The organism is Candidatus Zixiibacteriota bacterium (genome assembly GCA_018820315.1).
GTDB lineage: Bacteria > Zixibacteria > MSB-5A5 > JAABVY01 > JAHJOQ01 > JAHJOQ01.
Genome location: JAHJOQ010000105.1, coordinates 1 through 25,726, shown reverse-complemented (window position 1 = coordinate 25,726; position 25,726 = coordinate 1). Strand labels below are relative to the sequence as shown.

Here is a 25,726-nt window from a genome sequence, read left to right as displayed (position 1 = left end):
AAACCCGACCCTCCAAATGCAGTGAGAATCGAATCCTACTTCTTTTTGGCGCCACTCGTAATGGCCGCCTCGATCTGACTCTTTGTTCCCGTAATTTGAGCCTTTACCGCTTCCAGTTGCGACTTCGCGGAAGAGAACGCTCCGCTCTGATAAGTCTGAGTTGCAGTAGTAAGAGCTCCCTTGACCGCGTCGATATCCGCCTGGAGCACTTTCAGATCCACACGTGAGCCCTTCACCTTCGGCGCCTTCGCCAAAGCGGTGCTGCTTTCGGCAATCAAAGCATCAATCTCGACAATCAGCACACTGTCGGCAACACGGACCCTGTCCTTCTCGGCAATCGCTTTCTGTTCAGCATCAAGGGATATCTTCGAAACAGCGGCAATTAACTCCTTAGCCCGATCGTAATCCCGCAATACCGAGAACTTTCCATCCTGCTTCTGAATCTCAACCTCGGCCGCGCTCAACGAATCCATAGCCATCTTGTACAGCTCCGGCGCGTACAGCTCTGCCTCAGCGAGCTGCGCACTCTTCAGCGTAGACTTGCCTTCATCCATCTGCGTAACCGGCGAATCGTCGCAACCAGCGACGAAAGCTACGAGGAAGGATGCCATCAGAATCAACGACACTCGTTTCCTCATTTCAACTCTCCTTTCGGCCAGTAGTCGCGCCTTATGACGAGACCCAAAAAAAAGACACACACACCAAGCCGCAGTGTGTACGCCTCATTTAATCACTGAGATAGCGTTTACCTCAGTACTCTGTCCACTCGGATCAAACAAACCATCCCCCGATAACGCCAACCGACGTCTGGTGGGAGAAGAGTCCCTCCTTGTGTATTATGATCGCGAGAGAATATATTCTGCACTGAACGCGTGTCAAGATAATTCTGCGAGTCGCAGGAGGCCGGTGAGCGATCTTTGCGTTACATCTTCCGCAAAGCATCGTCGTCAATGTGGCCTATGCGCATACGGATCATGGAGTTTACTCAGGATAGGTGTGGTAGTATTTGAGACTATCGCTCTTTTGTTATTCAGCCAACCAAGAGCCTGCTGTGCGTCGATTCTTACTCCTTCGCAACCCGACTCACATTTCCCCTTGCCATGGAGACCGCATTTGTGGTTAATTCAGATGTGCATGTTTGCGACACAAGCATGGAGTCGTTGAATTCAATCAACAAGACAGACTGCAAATGCATGAACTCCAGATCGCAGGACGGATTCTTGAGCTTGTCGAACAGGAGATGGTTCGGCAGAAACTGTCGAAACTGACCAGCGTAGATGTTCGAATCGGTGCCTTGAGCGGCATCAATCCGGGGGCGTTGACCTTCAGCTATGAAGCAGCTTGCGCCGGGACCGTTCTCGAAGGAAGTTCTCTGAATGTCGACTGGATTGAAACCACCGGCGAGTGCCGGGACTGCAACCGCACGTTCGAAGTTGTCGATCTGATGTTCGTATGCCCTGATTGTGGATCAAACAAGATAGAAGTAATCGGGGGACAGGAAATTGAGGTCAAGTCATTCAGCGCAGAGTAGAAACCAATAGGTAGAAGGACCATGACCAATCAGAAGCAAGTAAGCATGAACCAGAAAGTGCTGTCCGAAAACGATCGGATAGCGGGGCAGAATCGCGATAAACTGATCCGTCAAGGCGTTCTCACTCTCAATCTTGTAAGTTCCCCGGGATCGGGCAAGACCAGCCTTCTGGAAAACACTCTGAAGACGATTTCGGATTCCCTGCAACTCGGTGTGATTGTCGGCGATGTGCAGACGGAAAACGACGCCCGGAGGCTCGAGGCATCGGGTGGAAAGATCGTTCATCCGATCATTACGGGAGGAGCCTGTCACCTTGACGCCAAAATGGTGTCTGAAGCCATGCAGAAGATCGATATAGATGATCTTGACGTACTCTTTCTGGAAAACGTCGGCAACCTTGTCTGCCCGTCAAGTTATGATCTGGGTGAGGATATGAAGGTAGTTCTGATATCCACTACCGAGGGGGACGACAAGCCGCTGAAATACCCTGCCATGTTCCGCCGCTCTTCGGTTCTGATCATCAACAAGACCGATCTGCTTGGAATGTCCGATTTCAGGCTCGATGCAGCCAGGAAAAACGCTCTCCAGATTAACGGAGAACTGACAATACTCGAGCTATCCTGCCGCACCGGCGAAGGTATGGAACAATGGTATGACTGGCTCAAAGCAGAGGCTGCAGCCAAGCGCTCCGATCCTTCGTCAAATTTCGGTGGTTAGCAGATTCGGGGCAATTGATCACCGCTCAGCATATCAATCACGCGCTCGGTGCCGTATTCGTTGCGCAGAATCACACGCGGATTGCCAACGGCAGAGACGCGCCCGGCGACTACTGGTTTGGAGTCTGCACACGATCTGTCAATGACTTCAAGAGCGAGATTCACCTGCTCGGCCGGGAGGAACAGCACAAAGCGACCCTCATTGGCAACATACAACGGATCAAGACCAAGAATCTCACATGCCGCCGCGACCTGAGGCAGCACTTTTATGCCGGCCTGATTGAGGACAATCTCCGCCCGGCATGATTCGCTGATTTCAACCAGGGCCGAAGCGAGACCGCCCCTCGTCAAATCCCGCAGACAGTGTATGTCAATGCGTGCGTCGATCAACTTGAGAATCGGCTCGGCAAGTGATGCGCAGTCGCTCTCTATCGAAGTCTCCAGAGCAAGTTCCTGCCGACATGCCATGACCGCGAGGCCATGTCGGCCAATGTCTCCACTGAGAACGATGGCATCATCCGGTTGAACATTCTCAACACCTATCACCAGATCGTGGTCGACGAAACCGATACCGGCAGTATTGATAAACAGACCGTGGCCGTGCCCGCGATCCACGACTTTTGTGTCGCCGGTGACAATGCTGATACCCGCATGTTGGGCAGATGCTCGCATTGACTCGGCTATCCTCTTGAGGTCATTGATTGGAAAACCTTCCTCAACGATGAAACCAACACTCATATATGCAGGTCGCGCACCGCGCATGGCCAGATCGTTCACCGTACCGTAGACGGAAAGACAACCAATGTCTCCGCCGGGGAAAAAGAGGGGATCGACTACGTAGGAATCTGTCGTAAAGACGATGCGGGATTGTTGGCCGGGCAGGAGAGCGGCGTCATTGCTGCAGTCCAGACCGCTGGCATCAAAGATGGATGCGAACACTTCGCTTATCAACTGATGCATCATGCGGCCTCCCCCTCCGTGAGCCAACTGGACTACATCAGTGGATTTGTCGTTCACATTTTTCATAACGGGCATACCTAACGAGTTCTCGGAGCGTCTTCAATCACTGTCGAAGCAGTGGCTGCATATCTTTGACTGCGGTAATATGCGGCGCATGTGCCTTCGGACGACACCATCGGAGCCCCCACCGGATGTTCAGGTGTACACTGCCGCCCAAACAGAGGACACTCTGGCGGCGTTGCGAGTCCCGTGAGTACATCCCCACACGGCTCCGAATGAGCGCTGTGGATACTGGCTCGTTCTAAGCTGAATCGATGCTCGGCATCATATTGCTGAAATTCACGGGCAATCACGAGACCACTGCCCGGAATCATGCCCAGACCTCTCCACTCGCGGTCGGCAGGTCGGAATACAGTTTCGGCCAGGCGCTGAGCCTCCGGGTTGCCGGTAGCCGCAACGGCGCGGCGGTATTGAATAGCCATTTCAGCTCTATCTTGCTCAAGCATCTCAACTGATTGAAGCACACCTTGAAGAATGTCGACGGGTTCAAAACCTGTTACTACGATTGGAATCTTGTGCTGGGCACTAAGTAGCTGATAAGCTCGAATGCCGCTGATCGTGCAGACATGACCCGGAGCAAGCAGAGCATCGATTCGCGCCGACGGCATGCGCATTACAGAATCCACAGCCGGAGGTATCAGCACGTGAGCACACAGCACAGAGAAGTTCCGCAACCCGACTTCTCTGGCTCGGAGAATCGCAAGAGCAGTTAGTGGGGCAGTTGTCTCAAACCCAATTCCGAAGAAGACGACTTCGCGGCCTGGTCTTTCCTGAGCAAGTCTAAGTGCGTCAAGCGGCGAATAGAGCATCACCACATCCCCCCCGACACTCTTGATGTCAAGTAGCGTATGCTTTGATCCGGGCACCCTCAGCATATCTCCAAACGAACAGAGAATGACATCAGGGCGGGTCGCAAGCGTTTGAGCCAAGTCAATGGTCTCAGCCGGTGTGACACAGACGGGACATCCGGGTCCGTGCACGAAAGTGATGCACTCTCTAATGGACTGATCCAGGCCATAACGGAGAATCGTGTTTGTCTGTCCACCGCACACTTCCATGATCCGCCAATCACGAGTCGTATTCCGATGGATTAGCTCGATCAGCTTGAGAACAGATCCGGCATCGCGGTATTCACTCAGGAACTTCATTCTTTCCCACCCGGGTTGTCATCGAAAGCTTGCGCCAGTAATGCCAGCGTTCGACGCGCTTCATCCTGGTTGATTCTGCCGATTGCCACTCCTGCATGCACGAGGACAAAGTCGCCGATATCCGCTTCAGGCACACAGGATAGATTGACAGATACCATGACGCCATCAAAACTCACTTTGCCGCTACGGCTGAAGCGGCCTTCATCTTTGACCGATGCAATCTGTCCGGGGACCGCAAGACACATATCTTAGCACCCCTTCCCGAGTCGACGAATTGACTCGGCCATCTGGCCGACGGCCAGTCCGCCATCGTTGATGGGAATTCGATGCGGCCAGTGTACCGCTATGCCTTCGCGTTCTAATCGCTTGGCGCAGATCGAGAGAAGCAGAGCATTCTGAAAGCAACCACCGCTCAGGACTACCGTTCGCAAGCCGCTCTGTACCACCACCGCTGCAATCATCTCAGCCAGCGTGACATGCACACGTTCAGCCGCTGTTGCCACATCTATGCGTTCCGACATGCCGGCGAGGATGCTTTCGACCATCGGTTGCCAGTCTATGGCGGATGGCTGATCGGCCGTAAGTGAGAACTCATACGGCAGCACATTCTTCAGCGAAGCACACGTGTTCTCCAGTGCAGTCGCGGCCTGACCGTCGTAGCTGGCGATATGACAAATGCCCATCAGCGATGCGAGAGCATCAAAGAGCCGACCTGCACTTGTCGTAACCGGACAATTGACATGCCGCGTCAGCATCTGCGTCAGTACTCTTATCTTCTGAGATGAAAACTGATTCTTAACTTCCGGCTGAAGTCTCAAGGCGAAGCTCTGTCCGAACATCTCATAAAGAACACCGATTGATGCGCGGCGAGGCTCTCTGACCGCCTTCTCACCTCCGGGTAGTCTGAACGGGCGCAAGTGAGCCACTCTTCGGTAGCCTGATGGAGTCACCTCTATAAATTCGCCACCCCAGATTGTTGCATCATCGCCCAGACCAGTGCCGTCCCAGGCAACGCCCAGCACCGGACACTCAATCCGCTGTTCCGCAACGCAGGAGAGAATGTGCGCGAGATGATGCTGCACGCGAACTGGGTGTTCATCGCGTGACTCCGCAACTCTCGAACTGGCATAGTCGGGGTGGCCGTCGCAGACTATGACAGCAGGCTTGATATCATAAATGGAAATCAGACTATCTATGTTTTTCGCGAGAGCGTCACGAGACACGGGAGAATCCAGATCACCGATGTGTTGACTCAGAATGATGTTGCTTCCGACCGTGATCGCGAAAGCGCTCTTCTCATGACCCCCCGTCGCCAAAGCCGGTGTGGCTTCATCGTCAAGTGCGATCACTGCCGGCGCCAAACCACGACCCAGGCGGAGAACAACAGGCCGGTCATGAACCAAGCGAATAACAGAATCGTCCACCTGTCGTACGATGGCGCGATCATGAACAAGAAACAGGTCGGCAATTCCACAGAGTTTGCCCATCGCATCGTTATCATCGATGCATATTGGTTCGCCGTTTAGATTGCCGCTCGTCGCAACGACAGGAAATCCCAAATCGCCCAGTATCAACAAATGTAATGGCGTATACGGTAACATTGCACCAAGTGTCTTTTGTCCGGGAGATACAGACTCACAGGGAAGATGTTGCTGTTCGGTCTTCTGCAACCGCTGCAACAGGATGATCGGAGCCACCGCCGATTGAAGCCACTTCTGCTCCAACGGTGACATCGAGCAGTGTTGCTTTACAAGCTCGGTAGATGGATACATGACTGCAAGAGGTTTGTGAGGGCGTCTCTTCAAAGATCGGAGACGTCGGACCGCTGAGTCGTTGCGCGCATCAACAATGAGCTGGTAGCCGCCAAGACCCTTAAGAGCCACTATGAAGCCAGCCGTGATTGCTTGATTCGTTAGCCCCAAAGCCGAATTGCCTTCTGCGAGTTTCATATTCTTGGCGTCCAATAGAGTCAATTGCGGACCGCAGTCCGGGCAGGCATTAGGCTGAGCGTGGAACCGGCGGCTGGACGGATCGTCATGCTCTTCCCGGCATCGATCACACATTGTGAAATGCCGCATGCTTGTTCGATGGCGATCATACGGCAGACCCTCAATAATGCTGTAACGCGGGCCACAATTAGTGCAATTCGTGAATGGATATCTGTAGCGACGGTCACTGGCATCAAGAACCTCCCGTTTGCAGTCGTCGCAAATCGCTGCGTCCGGAGGAACGATTACAGTTGCGCGATCCGAATGTCGGCTGGGTTTGATTCGAAACACTCGAGAGGCATCAGGATCGAGAGAGGCAACCGCCAAGGAATCTATCTCCGCCAACGGTGGGACATCCGTTTCGAGTCTGGATCGAAACTGCTCCAGTTGTGCAGGCGCTCCCTGCACTTCGACATATACCCCCTCAGAACTGTTACAGACCGTTCCGGCAAGTTTCAGTTCGGTCGCCAGTCGATGCACAAACGGCCGAAACCCGACCCCCTGCACACGTCCTGATATTGTCACGCGCCACCGTTCAATCCGGCCTGCCTCATCAGGAGGATTGGTTTTACTGGTCGATACCCTACTCAACAGCCACCTCATTTGTTATTTCTTCGATTTCTTTGATGATGGCAGCAGCGACTCGATCCACGGCATCCCGCACCGCAGGGCTCATCGGTGCGCCATGCGAAAACTGAACTCCCTCGATGCCGTAGATGATTAGTCGATGCGGCAACCTATCCAGAACACGACCAAGCTCCAGCCCTTGAGCTACTGACAGCGTATGAGTTGAGGTGGAATTCAGGAATCGCTCCGGAATGCCGCCCGCAAGCCCATTGATTCGCTGGACAGCTCCCTCGCGTGAACCCGACACAGAGCAATCAACGACAAAGCAAAGATCAGCCCCCTGCCAGCAATCCAGAAGAGATGTCGCATCCGGCATGGAAGTGCAGACGCGCAGGAACGGATGATCTTGCTGAGACAGCATGTTTGCAACCTCAGGACCAACGGCGTCATCACCACGGTGAGGGTTGCCTAAGCCAATGACAACAATGTCCAGAGTGTCGCCCCTCATATCCTCAACCTACTCCTTCTGAAACTGCAGGTCGAGGAAGTGGCAGGAACAGGATATACATGGATCATAATTGCGGACAACCTGCTCACACTGCCAGGTAAGTTCGTCCTTCGGCAAATGCAGATTGCGTTGCACGAAAGAGCGAAGGTCTGCTTCAATTGCCTTCTGATTCTGAGACGTTGGCGGCACAATGCGAGCCGATTTGATTAGCCCCCGATTGTCAATATGATATCTATGGTACAGTAGCCCGCGAGGAGCCTCAGTGCATCCGTGACCCACCGCGTCTCTAGCAGTACACTCAACATATGGCGTGTCCGGTTCCGAATACGAACCGATCAGTCGTAGCGCCTCGGTGCAAGCGAATACCAGCTCGACCGCACGCACAGAGATGCTCTTGAAGGGATTGCGGCACGACTCTCCCAGCCCTGCCTCGACAGCAGCATTTCGAGCAATCTCCGGAAGCTTGTCATAACTATTGTGGTAGCGCGCCAGAGGTCCTGCAAGGTAGTCGGCCCGGTCCCTGACTCGGGCTTGCAGCGATGTTGAGTGTGCGACGTGTTCCTCCTCGAAGACCTTGAGAAAGTCTGCGATCTCTATATCAATGCCCTTGTTAGATACGATTCTTCCTTCACAAATAGGATACTCATCCGGATGCCTCAGAGACACAAACTCATAGTCCCGCTCCAGCTCAGGAAACGTCAATTTGGCCGTCCAGCGCACAGTCTCCAGCGAGGCATCGAGCGCCCACTCCAGAGGCTCAATGAAACTGTCCAGTTCCTTTCTGGTGGGTGTCTTGTAAAACCCGCCGATGCGAGGGTTGATAGGATGGATTTCGCGTCCGCCCAGTTTTATCATGAGATCGTTGCCGATCTTCTTGAGCTTCAGTCCGCGTCCTACAATGTCGGGATAGTCTTTCGCAAGCTGAATAGCATCCTCATATCCGAGGAAGTCGGGAGCGTGCAGCATGTAGATATGCAGCGCGTGGGATTCAATCCACTCGCCACAATAGATCAGACGGCGCAGATCCCTCAGCGGTCCGATGACACTGACGCCGCAAGCCTGTTCCATGGCATATGAAGAGCTCATCTGATATGCCACCGGACAGATGCCACATATCCGAGCCGTAATATCCGGTGCCTCAAGAAAGTGGCGATTGCGCAGGAATGCCTCGAAGAACCGTGGCGGCTCAAAGATATTCAGTTTGGCTTCGGTAACTTCATTACCCTTGATCTTGACCTGGAAGCCACCCTCCCCTTCCACGCGGGCAAGGTAATCGACTTTGATGCTTCTACCTTTCATATGCCTCGCTCTGCTTGCGGAACGATTCGGCGAATGCATTGAATCCTCTGAACGCACGGACGATTTCCTGACGAGTCTGCCCGCTCTTCTCTAGCTTGCTTGCAAGCGACTCAGCATTGGGTGTCTCTTTGGGACCGAAGCAGGCAAAACAGCCCCGCTGATAGGATGGGCACAGCGCACCACATCCAGCTTGCGTTACCGGGCCGAGGCAGGGAACTCCGAGAGCGACCATAACACACACGTTTCCCTTTCGCTTGCACTCGACGCACACGCTGTAGGTCGGAATGCATGGTTTGCGGCCTGCCAGCTTAGCGCTAAGCACTTCCAGCAACTGGTACTTGTTGATAGGACAGCCCCGTAACTCAAAATCCACGTACACGTGGTCTGCGATCGGTGTTGATTTGCCAAGGCTTTCAATGTACTCGGGATGAGCGTAGATAAGCGAAGTGTATTCGCGCACGTCTGCGAAATTCCTCAGCGACTGGATTCCGCCTGCCGTTGCGCAAGCACCGATAACGATCAAATATTTGGAGTTGCGTCTGATCTTGTGTATTCGTTCAGCGTCGTGCGGGGTCGTGATCGACCCTTCCACCAGTGATATATCATAGGGACCTTTGATGACGGCTCTTGTCGCCTCAGCGAAATTCGCAATCTGCACGGCCCCGGCAATATCCAATAGCTGCTCCTCACAATCGAGAATCGACAACTGACAACCGTCGCACGATGCAAACTTCCACACCGCCAGTTTTGCTTTCTTGCTTGATGTCACGCTATACTTCCCTCTGCATAAGCAGGTTGCCCAATTCATCATAGCGGTAAACCGGCCCGTTCTTGCACACAAACGATCCAGCCACCTGACAATGGCCACACAGTCCAATCCCGCACTTCATATTGCGCTCCATGGATACATAGATGTTGTCGAGGTTAACACCGCGCCTCTCCAACTCAAGTATTGTGAAGCGCATCATGATCTCCGGTCCGCACACCATCGCTACACAGTTCTTCGCATCGAACGGAGAACGTGTGATTAGCTGCGTCACAACTCCCACGTTGCCACACCATGACCCTGTCGCACGATCGACCGTAATATGGATCTCAAGATCAAATCGCGAGCGCCACTTCTCCAGCTCTTTCTCGTACAGAATGTCATCGGGCGTTCGAGCGCCGTAGAGCAGAACGATCTTGCCGTAATGATCACGATTCGCCAGGATGTGATATATTACCGGACGTAGCGGTGCAAGGCCAATGCCTCCGGTCACCAGAACCACGTCCTTTCTTTCGGCATTGCTGATCGGCCAACTGCTGCCATAAGGACCCCTGACACCCAGCCAGCCGCCGGCTTTCAGGCGTCGCATGGCTCTTGTGACAGCACCAACCTCGCGCAGAGTATGAGTCAATCTCTCAGGTTTCGCGGGGTCTCCACTAATCGATATAGGTACTTCACCAACGCCCAGCACATACAGCATGTTGAACTGTCCGGGTGAGAATGAAAATCCCTGATCATCACAATCCGGTTGCAGTTCAAGCGAGAAGGTGTCGTGCGTCTCGTTGGTCAGCTTTCGAATAGCATACGGTCGCGGCAACATGGCGTCTGGCGCAGAGCCGATTGCTATATCTTCATTTGGTCGTAGAATTTCCATAGACGTCCATTAACTGCAACCGCGTTGCCTCCAGTCGCTCCGCGATTATCAGCGAAAATCTCTTCATAATTTCATAACCCAGGTCGTGATCACGATCGCATTTGTCTCGCAGGCATTTCCCGTCCATCGCGATGACCCGTGTAAGTTCGGACACTCGAGCATCAAAGTGCCACCGATAGGGCGGTATCATCCACGACCAGCCCAGGACCTCACCTTCGTGGCGAGTTCGTATGATTAGCGCTCCCCTCTGCGGTATGTGGGTCTCGATCTGCACCAGTCCGTGCCGGATGAAATAGAAATGATCAGCCGGCTGTCCCTCTCGTATGATGAATTCTCCAGGCTTAAAAACTGCGTTCGAGGCACACCCTACCAGCACTTCGATTTGCTGCGCGGTCATACCGCTTAGGAACGGGTGCGCGCTCAAGATTCTTTCCAGGTTTTCCATATGTCTTACCTCGTGACTCTTTTACGAAATACAGTGATTTCCTCTGTTATATCGATACCCACGGGGCACCAGGTAATGCAGCGACCGCACCCTACACAGCCATAAGATCCGAATTGCTCCGGCCAATAGGCCAGCTTGTGCATCATCCACTGTCGGTACCGGGACATTGCGGTGGCCCGAGTGCTGCCGCCGTGAATGTATGAAAAGTCAACAGAGAAACAGGAATCCCAGCGGCGCGTACGACTTGCCGCAGCGCCGACTAAGTCGGAGGAGTCCTCGTAATTGGAGCAGAAGCAAGTCGGACATACGAGTGTGCAGTTGCCGCACGTGAGACACCGATTGGCGATTTCCTCCCAGTGGTAGTCACCCAGACAAGTCTTCAGAGCTGCCGGCAGATTCTCTGTGTCAACCACGCGACCCATCGATGTCGCCGCATCATCTACTGCACTCTTCGCAGTCCTCCGCTGCTCGTCCGTTGCCAATGGCAGCCCCATCCCTTCCACAACTTCGTGTCCTCGCTCTGTACCGGCCTCGATAATAAACAAATGTTGATTCGCCTCCAACAGCTCGGTCAACCCCAAGTCAAACCCATCGGTCAGATACGGTCCGGTATTCATTGAAGCGCAAAAGCAGGTGTCCCCGGCGCGGGTACAGTTGACCGCAACGATAAACGAATTCCGGCGCCGTTCGCGGTACACAGAGTCCACAAATGGGCCTTCGAGTAATACTTTGTCGAGAATCTTCAACGCAGCTATTTCACATGCTCTTACTCCCAGAAATACCTGACTCGGTGCAGGCTCAATGCTGGTTGACGACAGAGCAATGCCGCATGATTCTTGTCTGGCACAGACTGTGTCCTGGTTCGCAGGAAAGAGAAAGCGCTTCCACGACTGTGGTCCCATCGTGTGCGCGAACAGCGCACCGTCACCCTCTTGTATCAAACGATATCTTCCGCCATCCTGAGATTCGCGCCAACCTGACGGCAGTTGATCGATCGATTCAATCTTGTCATAACATACTGCATGATCGATGACGGTGGGACCGAGCACAGAGAAGTTCTGTTCGCGGAAGATGTCAACCAACCGCTGAAGATCAACGAGGGAAGCAACAAACGCACTTGACTGCTTCCGGTATTTGTCGAGCGTCCTGCTTCTATTCACAATCAACACCCCAACGAATATCGGGCAATTATGATATCATAGTCGTGACTTGCAACTAAAATCGTGCCGACATCGCAGCAGCTTCGACGAAAACATCTGGTGATCAGACAAACCGAAGGCCGTTGACCGTGCCGAATCCGTGGCACATTCAATAGTGTCCTTTTACCACATGCCACCCTTGACGGCGAGGCTTACTAAACTGCATCTCACAGAAACTCTGTAAGTAGTCGCCAGTCTCATGTATCGCTTGATGATTCGGGGGGGGAATTCAAAATCGGGGTGAGAGGATTCGAACCTCCGACATCTTGCTCCCAAAGCAAGCGCGCTGCCAGACTGCGCCACACCCCGATCAGACTGCATAAGATAGTCCACTCTCTGCCATTGTCAAGAATCATTATCGGCATCACTCAATATGTGTCCCATCTGACACACAACAGCCGAATCGAAAACATCCCCAATAACCATAAGTCACAGTACCCCAAGGTGATAGACTCATGGCATGGCATATGCAATAGCAATCATCAGAACGAAATGAACAAACCTCAACCGAAAGGAAAATGTCATGAGAAATCGAATCCTATTTGCAGCAGGGCTGGTTGCCGTAGCGGCTGTCGTTGTGGCAATCTTTGTGCTCAGTGTCGAAGAGAGGGTCGTCATCACGCCAGCTGAGATGCAGCTTCGTGTGGCAGAAGAAGCGCTGAACTCAGAATATGAGCACAGTATGGGAGTCGTACACTCAGACACACCGGCAGCATCAGAGTTGTTGCTGGATGATGCTCCGCTCGATACGCTCGTTGTCGGTTATTCGAAAGTTAACTGTGTCGCGGTTGCGAATGACAAAGCAATTGCCGGCACCGATGGTGGCCTCATCATCTATGATCCCGCAGATTCATCCATCGATCTGCTCTCTGCCGATGATGGCCTCGTCGATCACCATGTAACAGCACTCTATCCTGATGGAAGCGATCTCTATATTGGCACAAAGTTGGGACTCTATCTGCGCGACAGCAGCGGAATTCTTACGAGGATGGTCCCCGAAATCGAATCTGAAATCACCGCGATTGCAAAGGATGGGGACGCTGTCTATCTCGGTACTGCCTGGGATGGTCTCATCAAACTCGCCAACGACAGCGCATCCGTTCTTCTTGAGAAGAACAGCATCACCGCGATTCAGTTCGGCGGTGGTTTGATGTGGGTCGCCTCCGAAGGTGAGGGTCTCTTCTTCTATGATGGCATCAAATTCCGAAAACGCTTCCTCGAGTCTGACTCAACAGCTTTCGATCACGTTTCAACTCTCGGCTACAGACATGATCGACTCTATGTCGGGATTCCGGAAGGTCTCTACGTATTCGATGGTGGAAGCTGGAATCTATACGATTCAGACGATGGGCTTCTTGTATGTGACATCACCTCAGTCGCCTTCAACGGATGGAAGATACTGGTGGGCACGAGAAACTGGGGTTACTATGAGATCTTCGAGGATTGGGTCAATCCGATGGACTGGTCCGAAGCTCTGGAAGTATCATCGATCGCTGCTGATAATGGCATGGTAATCGTCGGAACGCGAAGCGAAGGCATGTATGTAGCCGAAGATAAAACTGTAACGAATATCAATCCTGAACCTGAGATGATCGAGGTCCCGTTCTTCGCGCTGGTAAATTAACGCGCAGAATCGAGAACTTGAAAACGGCTGCCTCTAACTCAGAGGCAGCCGTTCGCTTGAATGATTGCGACAGATTACAACGTCGTCACCGACGCTATCGAATCCTGCCACTGTGACTCTTCGCAGAACACCAGTCACGATGTTCACTGCAGACAATACTTAGATTGACTTATATTTCTCCCATAGCGATTTCGCCGAAGATGACAGTGGCTGAATCGGTGAGATGCGCTGTATCATCCTCCTGGCAAGTGTGATTTCCGTATCACGCTCCTTGCCGTTGCGGATATAGGTAACTTCTATCTTGGAGCCTGCGTCAAGATTCGAAATCAGTTTTGGAAGATCTGAAGCCTTGTCTATCTTGAATCCGCGCACCTGTGAAAGAATGTCTCCCGGCTGAATTCCGGCTTTCTTTGCAGCACCTTTGGGATCCACCCAGTCCACACTCAAGTTATCAGGACCAGTGAGCCTGAGACCGATGTCAACCTGGCCAGCCGACGCCAATGTGGAAGTATACCCGAAGGCCCGCAGCAGTTCTTTCAGTTCTATGGGGTACGCTTCTCTGAAATGGCGCCCCATTAGGCTGTCCACTTCAGTCAGACCCAACTCTCTAAATAGACCGTGAAGGTCGGCCTCGCTGTAGCCCGCTGTCCCTCTGAAAGTATGATAAAGACTGACCAGCACATCATCCAGTGATGCTTCTCCTCCCGTCTCGGCGATGAGAGAAAGATCGAGCATTGCGCAAATCATAAACTCGTAGACAGTCCTGTCGTTGGAATTCGCGAGTTTAAGGAGTGCATTTAGTGACAGACCGCGCCTATCGAGTTGATCTCGGTACGCTGAGTAGGTCCTGCTCAACCTATCCATGAATTCATTGTCATCGATAAACCCAAGCCGCAACATGGTCTTCAGCTGCGAGTAGTTCATAACGCCCGTGGTGAACCAGTCGAGCTGCGAGCTGTTGTCGGGACGGAAGCGTCCCGGCGTCCAAAATGACATTAAGTTGTATGATATCAATCCCATCTGCGAATCGAGGTCCTTGTCGGCAACTTTTTCATCCAGAAGACAATTGAAGCTCTGAAACCCGACCGCACCAAAGCTGTTCATGCCCCGCGTTTTGGCTGAAGTTGGAGTGAAGATTACGGACATGCTGAGCCTATGAACCGGTAGAGAACCGAACATCTGAGTGTAGAAATCGAGAATGAGGTCAATCCTGGACTTCAGCGAATCAGGATCATAACTGATGCCCTCCTTCACAATGCAGTAGATGAGAGAATCACCATTCTTTTCATACACGTACTCATCAAAGAGTCCAATCGACCAGAATTCACTCTTCAGAAGCGCAAGGCTCTCAACTCTGTAGTGATTTCTCCCAACTTTCTCGTATGGCACTACAAAAACTTCCTCGTCGTTGCCGACAAATCGCACGTCAATGCTCCCGATTCGGCTCCCCCCGAGATCTTTCGGATAGACGATTACAGATGCTCCGGGGAAAACCGCGACCGGCCCCCACAGCAGAGGAGTGTCCTCAATGCCCAATTCACTTTGCGACAAGTAATGATCCATCACAACATTGTAATGTGCCTTGTAGGTTCCTTTCAGGCCGGATGCTCGGTAGGCTCCCGGAGAATCGGACGCGACTTCGACCTTGTCGCCTTTGCTGTCTGTCAGATTGAATACTCTGATGTGCTCTCTGTAGCCGCGTGTATAGTGGCTGTCGAAATCGTCCAACTGAAATGTCACTTCGTCCGCAGTAGACGGAAAAGTGTACTCAGCCTCAATCTCGATGATCTTTCTCAATGGGTTTGCCACTTTGAAGGTATAGCTCAGAGACCAGTCGTAAGGACCTGCCACGACTTCCGGAACCGAAGCAGCAGCAATGATAAACAGAAGCAGAATTGTCAAATATTTACGCATCGTATCCTTCCCTCACAGTTTTCTATTTATACACAAAAATGTTGTTCGGTTGCAGGATATTTGAAGCATAAAACGCCCTGAACATCCGCTCGCGGCTCGCTAAATATATGCAGATCAATACTCAAACTCGATCTCGATACGACGATTGAGCTCCCGTCCATATTTGTTTGCATTTGTCGCAATGAAGTCTGTCTCACCCTTCCCAATAGCCACCATCCTGTGCTGATCGACACCACTGGCCGCAAGGTATATGAAGACTTTGTCCGCTCGTTTCTTAGAGAGCTTCAGATTCGCATTCTCGTTTCCGATATTATCAGTATAGCCGATAATCTTGATCTTAACATCGTCGAAATGGTTCAGCATCTGAACGAGCGTATCAAGATATATGCTCGTCCGTGTGTCTACATCCGACCCGCCAGGTTGATATTTGACATGCAGGACTTTCTTCTTGAACAGAGACGCTCTGTCGATGCAACCAATCTTGTCAACGGGATATCTGAGAGGTGTTCCGGGGCATTCATCCAGACTATCCGTGACACCATCCGAATCTTCGTCGATCGAACATCCGACAGAATCGACACTCATTCCTATTGGCGTGTTCAGACAGCTATCAAGGTAGTCGGCAACATCATCTGCGTCAGTATCGATCAGGCAGCCGGCCTCATCGACGAATCCGGCGGCTTCCGCCGGAGTATTCGGGCAAAGATCGACTCCATCTTTCACACCGTCATTGTCGGAGTCGAGATAATCCTCGATCTGCGTTCCATCTTCCGTCGAATCCCTGTCAGCGTCATACTCGGCCGACGGTGATGGCTCGTTCTGCTGCGATTCTTCCTTTTCATCCTCTCTCCAGCGTTCCCACAATGTCTTTTCGCACTTGCCGAAATGGAATGCAAGCCCCACTCTCAGATTCGCGTATCCGTGAGATCTGTAATCATTAGTTCGACTGTCGAAGTCGGCGCCGAATCCGGGCATGACGTACAAATCAATGTCGTACGTGATACCCCATCGCGGATGTATGGGCGTTTCTCCGCCGATGCCGGTCATAAGGAAAAGCTCTGACGCCTTATAGTCCGTTTCACTGCCATCGGGTCTGCTGACGATAACCGGCTTGTCGTTCTCGACACGATTTGCTTCCCAGGATGAAATCCCTATCCCGAATTTCAGCCCGGGATATGTTTGACTCGAATTGTCGATGTGAACGACAATCACAAGACCAAGATTCACGCTCTTCCAGTATTCATTGGCCTGTTCGCGGCCAATCTTGAATGTAGAGGTGGACACCGAATCGTTGTAGATCTTGGAGTATGAAAGCAATCCACCGACTGAGACTGATTTGGTCAGCCTGTAGCAAAGCCTGCCGTCGAACGATGGCGAGACAGCCCATGGCTGGTGCTTCTGATTGAGGGTCGGTTGCCTGATTCCTCCACTCAACTGCGCGGACCACCGTCCGGGAACGTGCTGTGCAGACAGTTCAGCGGACAGCAGAAACAGAAGCAGAAGGCAGGCAGATATCACCGTATTTCTGACAATTCGACACATCACAATAGTCTTGATTAAAACGTTTTAGTGTTGATTTGCAAGCAAAATCTGTAGCGCGATGGATCAGTAGACTGCAGTAACGGCTACACCAGAATAATAGTGCAATAGAATCTCGCGATATCCCAGACCCTCCCTGGACCGCCCAAGTGCACCACACTGGCACATGCCGACTCCATGGCCATTGCCGTATCCGTCAGCGGTCACAGCCGTAATGAGTCCATCATTGCCCCGCTCGAATGCAAGCTCGAAGTTCGTCGACGGAAGGATCGCGCCGGTGGTGCCGGGTCGAAGCAGCGCCCATCTGATCTGATCCTTGAATAGAAGGAAGTCCTCCGAAGCTGTCGTGACCTTCAGGATTCGAATCCTGCCTGATTTGAGCCTGTCTATCACTTCGAGATTGGTCAGCTTCATATCCCCACTCTTGAGTCTTCCTTTGGACTTCAGATACGCAGCAATTGACTTCTCAAGTTCGCCAAGTGACCACTGGACCGACCACCTGTAGAATTTAGACCAACTGCAGTAGAGATTGTCCTGTCGAGCCTTGAGATAAGGTTGCGCTTGCTTTTCCCAAACATCCTCTATGTTGTCTGTTGCACCGCCACAAGTCGAATGGTAGTAAGCTGTGATGAGGTCATCGCCAGATAGCAGGACTTCTCCCTTCGTCCTCTCGATAGCAGTGTTGATCCAACGATCCTCAATATCCATTCCGGTATAAACCTGATCGGCAACCTCATTGACCACGTCATACGGCCTTGACAAATCTCGCCTGAAACGGGAAAGAGCGTATGTCCTTGAGGCAACTGCCTGAGCCTTGATTGCCTCCAGTTCATCTCGTCCATGTCTTCCAATCTCAGGAGGCAGCACTCCCTTCAGGTAGTCTTCCATGTAGATTGCATTTATTACAGCCAGACTGTCATTCTCGATTATGACATCTGCGATTCCACGGAACGCCTTCCCGTTCAAAAGAAGATGATTCTTTCTGTCGGCAGGAAGGGCAACGACTCTCTTCAATCGACTCTCGAGAGGCAGACCCGTTCTCTCTTTCACGGACATGTGTGTTCCATGACTCGATATGACAATTCCGGAGTTTGAGAAATAGTCGGTCGTCTTACCTTCCGGAAATGTGCAGTAAAGCTCATATGGTCCGGTGCATCTTATTTCCAGGCGGGATGTTTCGATGATCCTGACTCTCACGTATGGCCGCTTCAGATTCTTGTATCCAAGCCTCTTCTCGACATACGAGAACCTGGCACAACCTGAAATCAAGAGCAGGCTCGACAAAACAAAAGCGATTGGGATTCTCATGCGGGGGTAATCTTTCCGAGAATGACGCTCTTCCTCGCCCCAGTCACCTGCGGGACGTTTGCAGGGATGCCATCAATTGCCAGATTTGCGAGCAACGCGAACGAAACAGACTCAACGAAGTCAGGATCGATCTCTTCTACTGACGTGTCTTCCACTTCGGCTCCATTCAATAGCTCTGTCAATTGACTGCGTAAGAATATATTGTGGCTTCCTCCGCCGCAAATTAAAACTCGATCCAATATGCCATATTTGCGTGCCACTCTCGCAATACAATAGACTGTGAAATGGGATGTCGTCGTGATTATGGATTCCTTTTGGATACCCAACCGTTCTGCCTGACTGACTATCGATTCAACAACTTCTTTGCCGAACTGCTCCCTTCCGAGAGCAGTAGGCAACCGTCTGCGAAGAAAACTCATATTCGTCAAGTGCTTCAGCAGTCGCCTGTCTACTGTCCCGCTTCGAGCGATGTTCCCGTTTCTATCAAATGCCTTTCCGAAAAGCCGTTCGCACAACTGGTCGATCAGCATATTCCCTGGGCCGCAGTCGGTAGCCTGAATGTCATCCATGTTGCAATTCCCCGGCAGGTATGTCGCATTAGAGATGCCTCCGATATTGACAATCATCTGCCTGCATCGCGGCCTGTCAAAGAAGTAGAAATGGGCTATCGGCGTCAACGGAGCTCCTCGGCCGCCAGCTGCCATATCTGCAGACCTGAAATCAGAGACAACCGGTATTCCAAGCCCATGCGCAATAGCGTCAGGAAAACCGATCTGCAGGGTAGTACCGATCTCCGGACCGCTACCGAAGTGATGCACCGTCTGGCCGTGACAGCCAACAAGATCGACCGGCACCCCGCGTCTGCCGAAAGACTTAGTGAAATCCTGAGCAGAGTCACGATAGAACTCGCCCAACCTTCTGTCTGCCTGCATCAAGTTGTGCTTGGAGACCTCATCTGACTCTGCAATCTGATACAGCGCGTTCCTGAGTCCGCGTGGAAACTTGAGGTATGAGTTATGACACTCTTTGATGGCATAATTCCGTCCAAATTTCACAAGAGATAGATCGACACCGTCGAGCGATGTCCCGGACATCATCCCGAGAGTGAATCTCTCATTCAGCTTCTTTCCAATGGAGAACTTCATCAACTAATTCTTGAAGGTCTGCTTAAGGTTTCTTACGCGCTCGATTTTGCGCTCGATGACAACGCCATCGAGCTCCCCGGATGCGACAAGCGCCTGCACGCGCTCTGCACAAGATATCTGTTTGTCGAATGAGTGGCAAATAAGAACCATATCATGTCCGGCAGTGAGCGCCATCGGCACGGCATCGTCGAGATCGTCAATCGCCCCCATATCGAGATCATCGGTCAGAATCACACCGCTGAAGCCCAGTGAGTTGCGCAGTATCTCCGTCACGATGGACCGTGAATACGTAGCCGGATTGTCGCTGTCGAGCGATCTTACCTTGAGGTGAGTGGTCATGATCGCCGGGCAGCTCTCCTCGATAGCCACTCTGAAAGGTGGGTACATCTTCTCCGAACAGAACGCCTCCAATCGGTTTGAGACGGCCAGGCGAACATGCGGATCGATTACGGAGTCTCCGAGTCCGGGGAAATGCTTGGCGCAGGAGGCGACGCCGGAACGGTTGTATGCACCGACCATCGCTCTGACATAGTCGCTGACAGCAGCCGTGTCGCTGGAGTAACAGCGAGTCCTCATGAGATCATTGGCAGGATTCGTAAGCACATCAGCCACAGGAGCCAGGTTCATGTTGATTCCAAGATCAAGCAGACATCTGGCGGTCACTTCAGCGGCATGAATTGCGCCTTTGAGATCACCCCTGGAACCGTAGCTAGCGGCAGAAGGGAAAACCGGAAATTCGGATCCGGAGATTCGCACAACGCCCCCTCCCTCCTGATCGACGGCGATTATGAGATCATTGCTGGTGAGCGATATTACTTCTGAAATCAGCTCTCTGATATCGTGGACTGACTCGAAATTCCGCGCAAATAGAATCACTCCGCCCAAGCCAAACGCATCGTGAAAATTCTTTATCAGACCGAGCTGCTCGTTGTCAAGACCGAGCATGAACAATTCGCCGATCTGACTCTCGTTTCGAGACATAGGATTAGACCGAGCAGACCTGGTTTTTCCCGGAGCCTTTGGCGTGATACAAAGCGGAGTCAACGGCGGAGATAAGCTCGGCGGTTTCGAGGCCGTTGTCGGGATAGCTGGTTATTCCGACTGACACTGTGACGTGAAGCTTGGGAGTGCCTGCATAGCCTCCAAACTCGTGAATGTCCACTCGCTCACGTATGCGCTGGCCGATTATCAGTGCATCTGGCGAGGATGTCTGTGGCAGAATAACGATGAACTCCTCTCCCCCGTAGCGACAGAGTCGATCGGTATCGCGGATGCACTCCTTGATCACGCCGACAAGTTCTTTGAGAATGGCATTGCCAACCTCGTGACCATACGTGTCATTTGTCTTCTTGAACCAGTCAATGTCCACCATGATGAGAGACAGCGGGAGTTCATATCTCTCGGATCGTCTTCTTTCTTCACCAAGGCGCTCTGCAAAGTACCGGTAGTTGTATACTCCGGTAAGTTCGTCAATGACAGCGAGCTCGGATATCTGAGAGTGGAGACGAGCGTTGTCCACCGCCATTGCGGCCGAGCTAGCAAGGATCGAGACCAATTCCTGATCACGCCCCGTCAACCTGCCGACATCTTTGGATTCAACATTCAGCACACCTACCACCCGTCCACGTGAGATCATTGGCACCGCCATCTCGGACCTGGCATCTTCCAGGGATTCAATATAGTATGAACAGGTTCTTACATCAACAATCCTTTCACTAATGCCGGTGTTCGCCACCCGGCCGACGACACCGTCAGTCCTTACCGGCACCGGAGGATCGAGAATCTCCCGATTACCATACTTGATCCGCGCGCAAAGTTCCAGCACCCCGGTTTCCGGGTTTACCAGAATCTGCTCGAAGAGGGCGTAACCCCAAAGAGTGTCAGCCATTCTGTTTATTTCATCGAGAAGCTGTCTCGGATTCAGGATTTCTCCAAGCGTTAGTGAAGTATCGTAAATATTCTCAATCTGCACCTGCATGCGCTCGAGCTCGGTCGTACGGACATTAAGAGTATCGAGCAGCTTGAGAAGCTTAGATTCGGACAGCTTCATATGCTTCGACACGACTCCAACGATATACGCTAACGACCATGCAAACGCGCACCGTACCAGCAGATCGACAATCGGTATCTCATCCGATCTCTGGGAAATCATCAACGAATATACAGTCGTGACCACGAACGAAATTATCATTCCAGGCTGCGGACCCATGAAATACGCGCCGAAAGCTACGGTCATGTAGTAGAGCAGATAGAAATTGCTGTGAATCCCTCCAGTGAAGTGAGTCAGAAATGAGATAAAGACTATGTCGAATATGAGGGAAGCTATAAATAGGCGCTCGTACGATTTGCCCAGCCGGACAGCGTACACGTAGAAGTGTATCGTTTGTGAAAGCAATGCCGCAATCAGAATGATTACAGCTATCCTCTCGGATCCGGAAACCGATTCGAATACCATCCACGCTGTGATGGCTACGGTCATCAGCATGCGGGAAGTAATATAAAGCGATTCGATCCGAGGGAAAATAGACCTAACAGACTTTCTTCCCATGACTGTGCAAAACACCCTTCTTACTAGGGATTTTCGGCAAAGTCGGCGATTCCTTTTGTGGATTATCGACTTAAGTGCGAATCGAGACTAAGATTGTTTTATGATTCCGCTTAACTTGTTGGAATACAACGAGTACGCCATTCGGGCTGACAGCACGACGACTCCCAGAGAGAGGGCGATTAGGAGGAGATCTGTCACTATTAGCGCCACATTGCCTTCAGGCATATATTTATCGAACAGCAGGAATACCAGGGAGGCGAGTGTAGTGACAATCATAAAAACAGCCGGTAACAACGTGAACCAGTTCTTCTTGCCGCGCCAATACAGCCAAACTGACACGGCAATCAGGCTCAGCGCTGCGAGTAGTTGGTTGGCACTGCCGAATATCGGCCAGATGAGAGTAAACGCATTGAAGTAGCCGAGTAGAAACATCAGGATAACAGAGAGACCCGAGTTGAACCAGTATCTTCTCATGAACGTGGGGATAGCCTCTCCCCAGATTAGCGTCCAGAGTTCCTCGAAGAGATAGCGGTTCAGCCTCACCGCCGAATCGAGAGTGGTGACTACAAACCCCTCAATCATAAGGATTCCGAAAACAGATCCGAGAGCGACAGAGATGAACGGGAACACGGAATGCGAGAGGTTGCCGACCGACAAAGCAAATGCCAGAATCGGGTTGGATTTTTCGTCCGCATTCCAGACAATTCCCATGTAGTCTGACGAGTCCAGCCCGGCGCCGATAGCGAGCAGTACCAGTGTTGCGAGAACACCTTCCAACACCATGCCGTTATACCCAATCCTGCGGGCGTCGCCTTCGGAACTGATCTGCTTGCTGGTTGTGCCTGATGATACAAGACAGTGGAAGCCGGAGATTGCGCCGCAGGCAACGGTGATAAACAGCATCGGCCAGATCAAGCCGAGATGCTGAGCCCCTTCTGAGACATTGAATGATGGGAAGCGCACCACCGCTCCGCCGAGTCCGGCGACGATGACAAGAACTGCAAGGAAAGCCATCCCTCCATACAATATCTGGACATTCGTGAAATCGCGAGGCTGCAGCACTATCCATACGGGAATCCCGGCAGCAACAAACGTGTAGACAGACATGATAATCATCCAGGTGTTCGGCGACAAAGTAACCGGATGTTTGAACCCGAGATAAATAGACCCGATACAGACTGCAGCAGCCAGCAAATATGTATAGATGGTTCTGAGTTGACGTTTGCAGATCAGAAATCCAATGATCGGAGCAAACAGAGTGATGATAATTACAGATGTCGACGCAATTCCACCTATCACGGCCTTTTCGACGCCGCCATCCATCACGGTCCGCAGCAGCGTTTGGTCCGGGGCAAGTGACATGTCCGCCAGAGGCCACATAGAAGTGAGAGACATTGCAGTCAGTTTGAGAAATGCCGACGTAACCAGGACTATCATGAGAATCGTGAATAAAATGAAGAGCGCAAACCCGTCCCGACCGAGGGTCCTGGCCGCGATCTGCGACATCGATCTCCCGCCTTCACGCATGGAAGCGAACAGCGCGGTGTAGTCATGTACCGCACCGATCAAAATGGTGCCGAACACTATCCAGAGCCAGGCAGGCATGAATCCAAAGAGTATCGCAAGCGTTGGGCCTATTATTGGACCTGCGCCTGCAATTGTCGAAAAATGATGTGCGAAAACTACATAGGGACGTGTCGGGACATAATCGACGCCATCGGATCGTTCCAGTGAAGGCGGTACGCGGGCATCATCCGAGCCGATCTGGTCTGACACATAGCGCGAGTAAAATCTCACGCCCAGATAAAACAGAGTCAGAGTGATGCCAAGCAGCAGCAGAATATTCATGGTACCCTGTTTTTTGTTGATCCAGGGGTCTTTTTGAATAAATTATACAACACTCTGAGTATTTCAACAATTAGTTTGTATCCGATTGATCGCAACAATATTCGGAAGAGAACGTAAACACAGTAGGTGGTTAATGTGATAAAAGAAACCAAGAAAATGTCCGGGCTCTCAACCCCAATCGGCCTCGTGCTCTTGTGTGCGTGTCTCGGCGTCATCTGGGCAAGTAATGCACACGCGCTGGAGACTCGCGGCGGCGACGAGGTCTATGTTTCAGAAAAAATCAATGATGACCTGCTTCTGGGTGGCACCGACGTCAAGTTCGACGGTGAAATTCATGGCGATGTGATTGCCGCAGGCATGGACATCGTCGTCGACGGAACCGTGGACGGCAATATTAACGCCGCGGGTTACACCGTGAAAGCGGGTGGGCTCGTTTACCGGTCGGTAAGGCTGGCAGGCTACAAGGTCACTGCGGATGGACGCATCGGGAACAACTTGATGCTTATGGGAGGAATTGCCAGAGTCGGCTCCACATGCGAAGTGCAGAATGACGTTTTCATTTCTTCCGGCAAGGCTTTCGTACACGGAACGGTTCTTGGGAATCTCCAGATTGATGCTGACGAGGTTGTGATTTCGGGGACAGTCGATCGCGACGTCGATATATCCGCGGGCAAAGTCACTATCGACAGATCGGCAGTGATTCTGGGCAACCTGACTTATTCATCTCCGGAGAAAGCGACCATAGCCGATGGCGCACAGATTGAGGGGGATACCAAGTACAAGAAGAAGACAGCCGGAGACACTGAAGACGCATTCAGCTCCTTCTTCGAAACTGCGATCCTCTTCATCGGCGCGTACATTGTGGGGCTGTTCCTGATCGGCTTCTGCAGAAGGCCGTGCTGTTCCACTCGCGATATTATACTGTCCGATCTGCCCAGATCTTTCGGATTCGGCCTCGTGCTGTTCATCGTTGTGCCGATCGCACTCGTACTGGCACTGGTCACAGTAATTGGAATCCCGGTAGGCGTAGTGGCTCTGCTTCTCTATGTCATCCTCTTCTATGTCTCTAAACTGTTCGTGGCACTGGCTATCGGTGATAAGTTATTGAGCACCCTTTCATCATCCCCCGGCCCGAAGTCGCAGGCTCTGGCACTTCTTATCGGATTGGTCATTCTGACCATACTGTTCAACCTCCCCTACATAGGCTGGATGCTTTACCTGCTGACCGTGATGGTGGGACTCGGCTCGATACTGATGGCGTTCAATCGCTGCAGAAAGGCAAAACCGGAGCCGGAGAAGATATACATAACCGATCCTCCGAATGCGCCGGGAGCAACAGGGCTATAACAGTTCAGGCTTGACAATTAGGCCGGACACTCACGAACTTGAAAAGACCGCAGAGACTGAGTCTCTGCGGTCTTTCTATTATCAGAGGATAAAGTGCACACAAGAGTTGTGCTCCTTAGTGTGCGGCAGATTTCCACATCTGCTCACAGAATGCCTGTCACTCGATCTTCACATTTGTCACCAGGCCGAACGTTGACAACGGCTTGTCGAACAGATCTTCGTTTCCGACCACGATCACAATTAAGTCATCAGGATGGAGATATTTGGCAGCAGCCGATTTCACGTCCTCGACTGTCACAGCCTTGATCTCCTCGATTCTCTTTGTCAATTCATCCGGCGGAAAGCCGTAGAACTCCAGCGATGCCTGCTGCGATACGATCTGCTGAGGTGTC

Annotated in this window: 23 protein-coding genes and 1 tRNA gene; 4 read left to right on the top strand and 20 right to left on the bottom strand. The window is 52.0% G+C overall.

Annotation, left to right across the window (positions count from 1 at the left end; translation table 11 throughout):
• Positions 1 to 35: 35 nt before the first annotated feature.
• Positions 36 to 638: a hypothetical protein gene (locus KKH67_10425; protein MBU1319592.1), complete on the bottom strand. Its 603-nt coding sequence runs from the start codon at positions 636 to 638 to the stop codon at positions 36 to 38.
• Between the two features lie 551 nt (positions 639 to 1,189).
• Here KKH67_10425 and hypA point away from each other — a divergent pair.
• Both hypA and hypB read left to right on the top strand, forming a co-directional pair.
• A complete protein-coding gene (hypA, locus tag KKH67_10420; protein MBU1319591.1) occupies positions 1,190 to 1,531 on the top strand; it encodes a hydrogenase maturation nickel metallochaperone HypA in 342 nt (113 codons plus the stop codon).
• A gap of 21 nt (positions 1,532 to 1,552) precedes the next feature.
• On the top strand, positions 1,553 to 2,248 hold the full coding sequence (gene hypB, locus KKH67_10415; GenBank protein ID MBU1319590.1) for a hydrogenase nickel incorporation protein HypB: 696 nt from the start codon (positions 1,553 to 1,555) through the stop codon (positions 2,246 to 2,248).
• Here the strand turns inward: hypB and hypE are convergent.
• From hypE to KKH67_10360, 11 genes are all read right to left on the bottom strand, one after another.
• The gene (gene hypE, locus KKH67_10410) at positions 2,245 to 3,282 is read right to left on the bottom strand and encodes a hydrogenase expression/formation protein HypE (protein MBU1319589.1); all 1,038 of its coding nucleotides are present in this window, start codon (positions 3,280 to 3,282) and stop codon (positions 2,245 to 2,247) included. The two genes, hypB and hypE, sit on opposite strands and share 4 nt — an antisense overlap.
• Before the next feature lie 2 nt (positions 3,283 to 3,284).
• Positions 3,285 to 4,415, bottom strand: coding sequence for a hydrogenase formation protein HypD (hypD, locus tag KKH67_10405; GenBank protein ID MBU1319588.1), 1,131 nt, complete (start codon positions 4,413 to 4,415; stop codon positions 3,285 to 3,287).
• Positions 4,412 to 4,660: a HypC/HybG/HupF family hydrogenase formation chaperone gene (locus tag KKH67_10400; GenBank protein MBU1319587.1), complete on the bottom strand. Its 249-nt coding sequence runs from the start codon at positions 4,658 to 4,660 to the stop codon at positions 4,412 to 4,414. Before KKH67_10400 ends, hypD begins: the two co-directional genes overlap by 4 nt.
• Before the next feature lie 3 nt (positions 4,661 to 4,663).
• Positions 4,664 to 7,006 carry a carbamoyltransferase HypF gene (gene hypF / locus KKH67_10395; GenBank protein MBU1319586.1) on the bottom strand — a complete coding sequence of 781 codons (2,343 nt, stop codon included), beginning with the start codon at positions 7,004 to 7,006 and terminating at the stop codon, positions 4,664 to 4,666.
• The gene (locus KKH67_10390) at positions 6,987 to 7,478 is read right to left on the bottom strand and encodes a hydrogenase maturation protease (GenBank protein ID MBU1319585.1); all 492 of its coding nucleotides are present in this window, start codon (positions 7,476 to 7,478) and stop codon (positions 6,987 to 6,989) included. Before KKH67_10390 ends, hypF begins: the two co-directional genes overlap by 20 nt.
• A gap of 9 nt (positions 7,479 to 7,487) precedes the next feature.
• Positions 7,488 to 8,777: a nickel-dependent hydrogenase large subunit gene (locus KKH67_10385; GenBank protein ID MBU1319584.1), complete on the bottom strand. Its 1,290-nt coding sequence runs from the start codon at positions 8,775 to 8,777 to the stop codon at positions 7,488 to 7,490.
• The gene (locus KKH67_10380; protein ID MBU1319583.1) at positions 8,767 to 9,585 is read right to left on the bottom strand and encodes an oxidoreductase; all 819 of its coding nucleotides are present in this window, start codon (positions 9,583 to 9,585) and stop codon (positions 8,767 to 8,769) included. The genes KKH67_10385 and KKH67_10380 overlap by 11 nt, the downstream gene beginning before the upstream one ends.
• Positions 9,548 to 10,417, bottom strand: coding sequence for an FAD/NAD(P)-binding protein (locus KKH67_10375; GenBank protein ID MBU1319582.1), 870 nt, complete (start codon positions 10,415 to 10,417; stop codon positions 9,548 to 9,550). The genes KKH67_10380 and KKH67_10375 overlap by 38 nt, the downstream gene beginning before the upstream one ends.
• Positions 10,395 to 10,862 carry a cyclic nucleotide-binding domain-containing protein gene (locus KKH67_10370; protein ID MBU1319581.1) on the bottom strand — a complete coding sequence of 156 codons (468 nt, stop codon included), beginning with the start codon at positions 10,860 to 10,862 and terminating at the stop codon, positions 10,395 to 10,397. The genes KKH67_10375 and KKH67_10370 overlap by 23 nt, the downstream gene beginning before the upstream one ends.
• 5 nt (positions 10,863 to 10,867) lie before the next feature.
• On the bottom strand, positions 10,868 to 12,022 hold the full coding sequence (locus KKH67_10365; protein MBU1319580.1) for a 4Fe-4S dicluster domain-containing protein: 1,155 nt from the start codon (positions 12,020 to 12,022) through the stop codon (positions 10,868 to 10,870).
• Between the two features lie 274 nt (positions 12,023 to 12,296).
• A tRNA-Pro gene (locus KKH67_10360) sits at positions 12,297 to 12,370 on the bottom strand.
• Positions 12,371 to 12,584: 214 nt separating this feature from the next.
• Between KKH67_10360 and KKH67_10355 the strand changes: the two genes are divergently transcribed.
• Entirely contained in the window at positions 12,585 to 13,685 is a 1,101-nt protein-coding gene (locus KKH67_10355; protein MBU1319579.1) for a hypothetical protein, read from the top strand.
• Between the two features lie 159 nt (positions 13,686 to 13,844).
• On the opposite strand, the gene KKH67_10350 is transcribed toward KKH67_10355, so the two are convergent.
• The 7 genes from KKH67_10350 to KKH67_10320 form a co-directional block, all read right to left on the bottom strand.
• Positions 13,845 to 15,599, bottom strand: coding sequence for a PDZ domain-containing protein (locus KKH67_10350; protein MBU1319578.1), 1,755 nt, complete (start codon positions 15,597 to 15,599; stop codon positions 13,845 to 13,847).
• Between the two features lie 114 nt (positions 15,600 to 15,713).
• Positions 15,714 to 17,141, bottom strand: a complete 1,428-nt coding sequence (locus KKH67_10345; protein MBU1319577.1) for an OmpA family protein — start codon at positions 17,139 to 17,141, stop codon at positions 15,714 to 15,716.
• A gap of 63 nt (positions 17,142 to 17,204) precedes the next feature.
• Positions 17,205 to 18,446 (bottom strand): SpoIID/LytB domain-containing protein, encoded by a 1,242-nt coding sequence (locus KKH67_10340; GenBank protein MBU1319576.1) that lies wholly within the window; start codon positions 18,444 to 18,446, stop codon positions 17,205 to 17,207.
• A complete protein-coding gene (locus tag KKH67_10335; GenBank protein ID MBU1319575.1) occupies positions 18,443 to 19,591 on the bottom strand; it encodes an anhydro-N-acetylmuramic acid kinase in 1,149 nt (382 codons plus the stop codon). The genes KKH67_10340 and KKH67_10335 overlap by 4 nt, the downstream gene beginning before the upstream one ends.
• A gap of 3 nt (positions 19,592 to 19,594) precedes the next feature.
• Positions 19,595 to 20,572: a hypothetical protein gene (locus tag KKH67_10330; protein ID MBU1319574.1), complete on the bottom strand. Its 978-nt coding sequence runs from the start codon at positions 20,570 to 20,572 to the stop codon at positions 19,595 to 19,597.
• A gap of 4 nt (positions 20,573 to 20,576) precedes the next feature.
• Positions 20,577 to 22,139 carry a sensor domain-containing diguanylate cyclase gene (locus KKH67_10325; GenBank protein ID MBU1319573.1) on the bottom strand — a complete coding sequence of 521 codons (1,563 nt, stop codon included), beginning with the start codon at positions 22,137 to 22,139 and terminating at the stop codon, positions 20,577 to 20,579.
• A gap of 87 nt (positions 22,140 to 22,226) precedes the next feature.
• Positions 22,227 to 23,987, bottom strand: a complete 1,761-nt coding sequence (locus tag KKH67_10320) for a carbon starvation protein A (protein ID MBU1319572.1) — start codon at positions 23,985 to 23,987, stop codon at positions 22,227 to 22,229.
• A gap of 135 nt (positions 23,988 to 24,122) precedes the next feature.
• On the opposite strand from KKH67_10320, the gene KKH67_10315 reads away from it, so the two are divergent.
• Positions 24,123 to 25,334 carry a polymer-forming cytoskeletal protein gene (locus KKH67_10315; protein MBU1319571.1) on the top strand — a complete coding sequence of 404 codons (1,212 nt, stop codon included), beginning with the start codon at positions 24,123 to 24,125 and terminating at the stop codon, positions 25,332 to 25,334.
• 157 nt (positions 25,335 to 25,491) lie between these two features.
• Here KKH67_10315 and KKH67_10310 read toward each other — a convergent pair.
• The coding region (locus tag KKH67_10310; GenBank protein ID MBU1319570.1) for an insulinase family protein at positions 25,492 to 25,726 on the bottom strand (235 nt) is incomplete at its 5' end.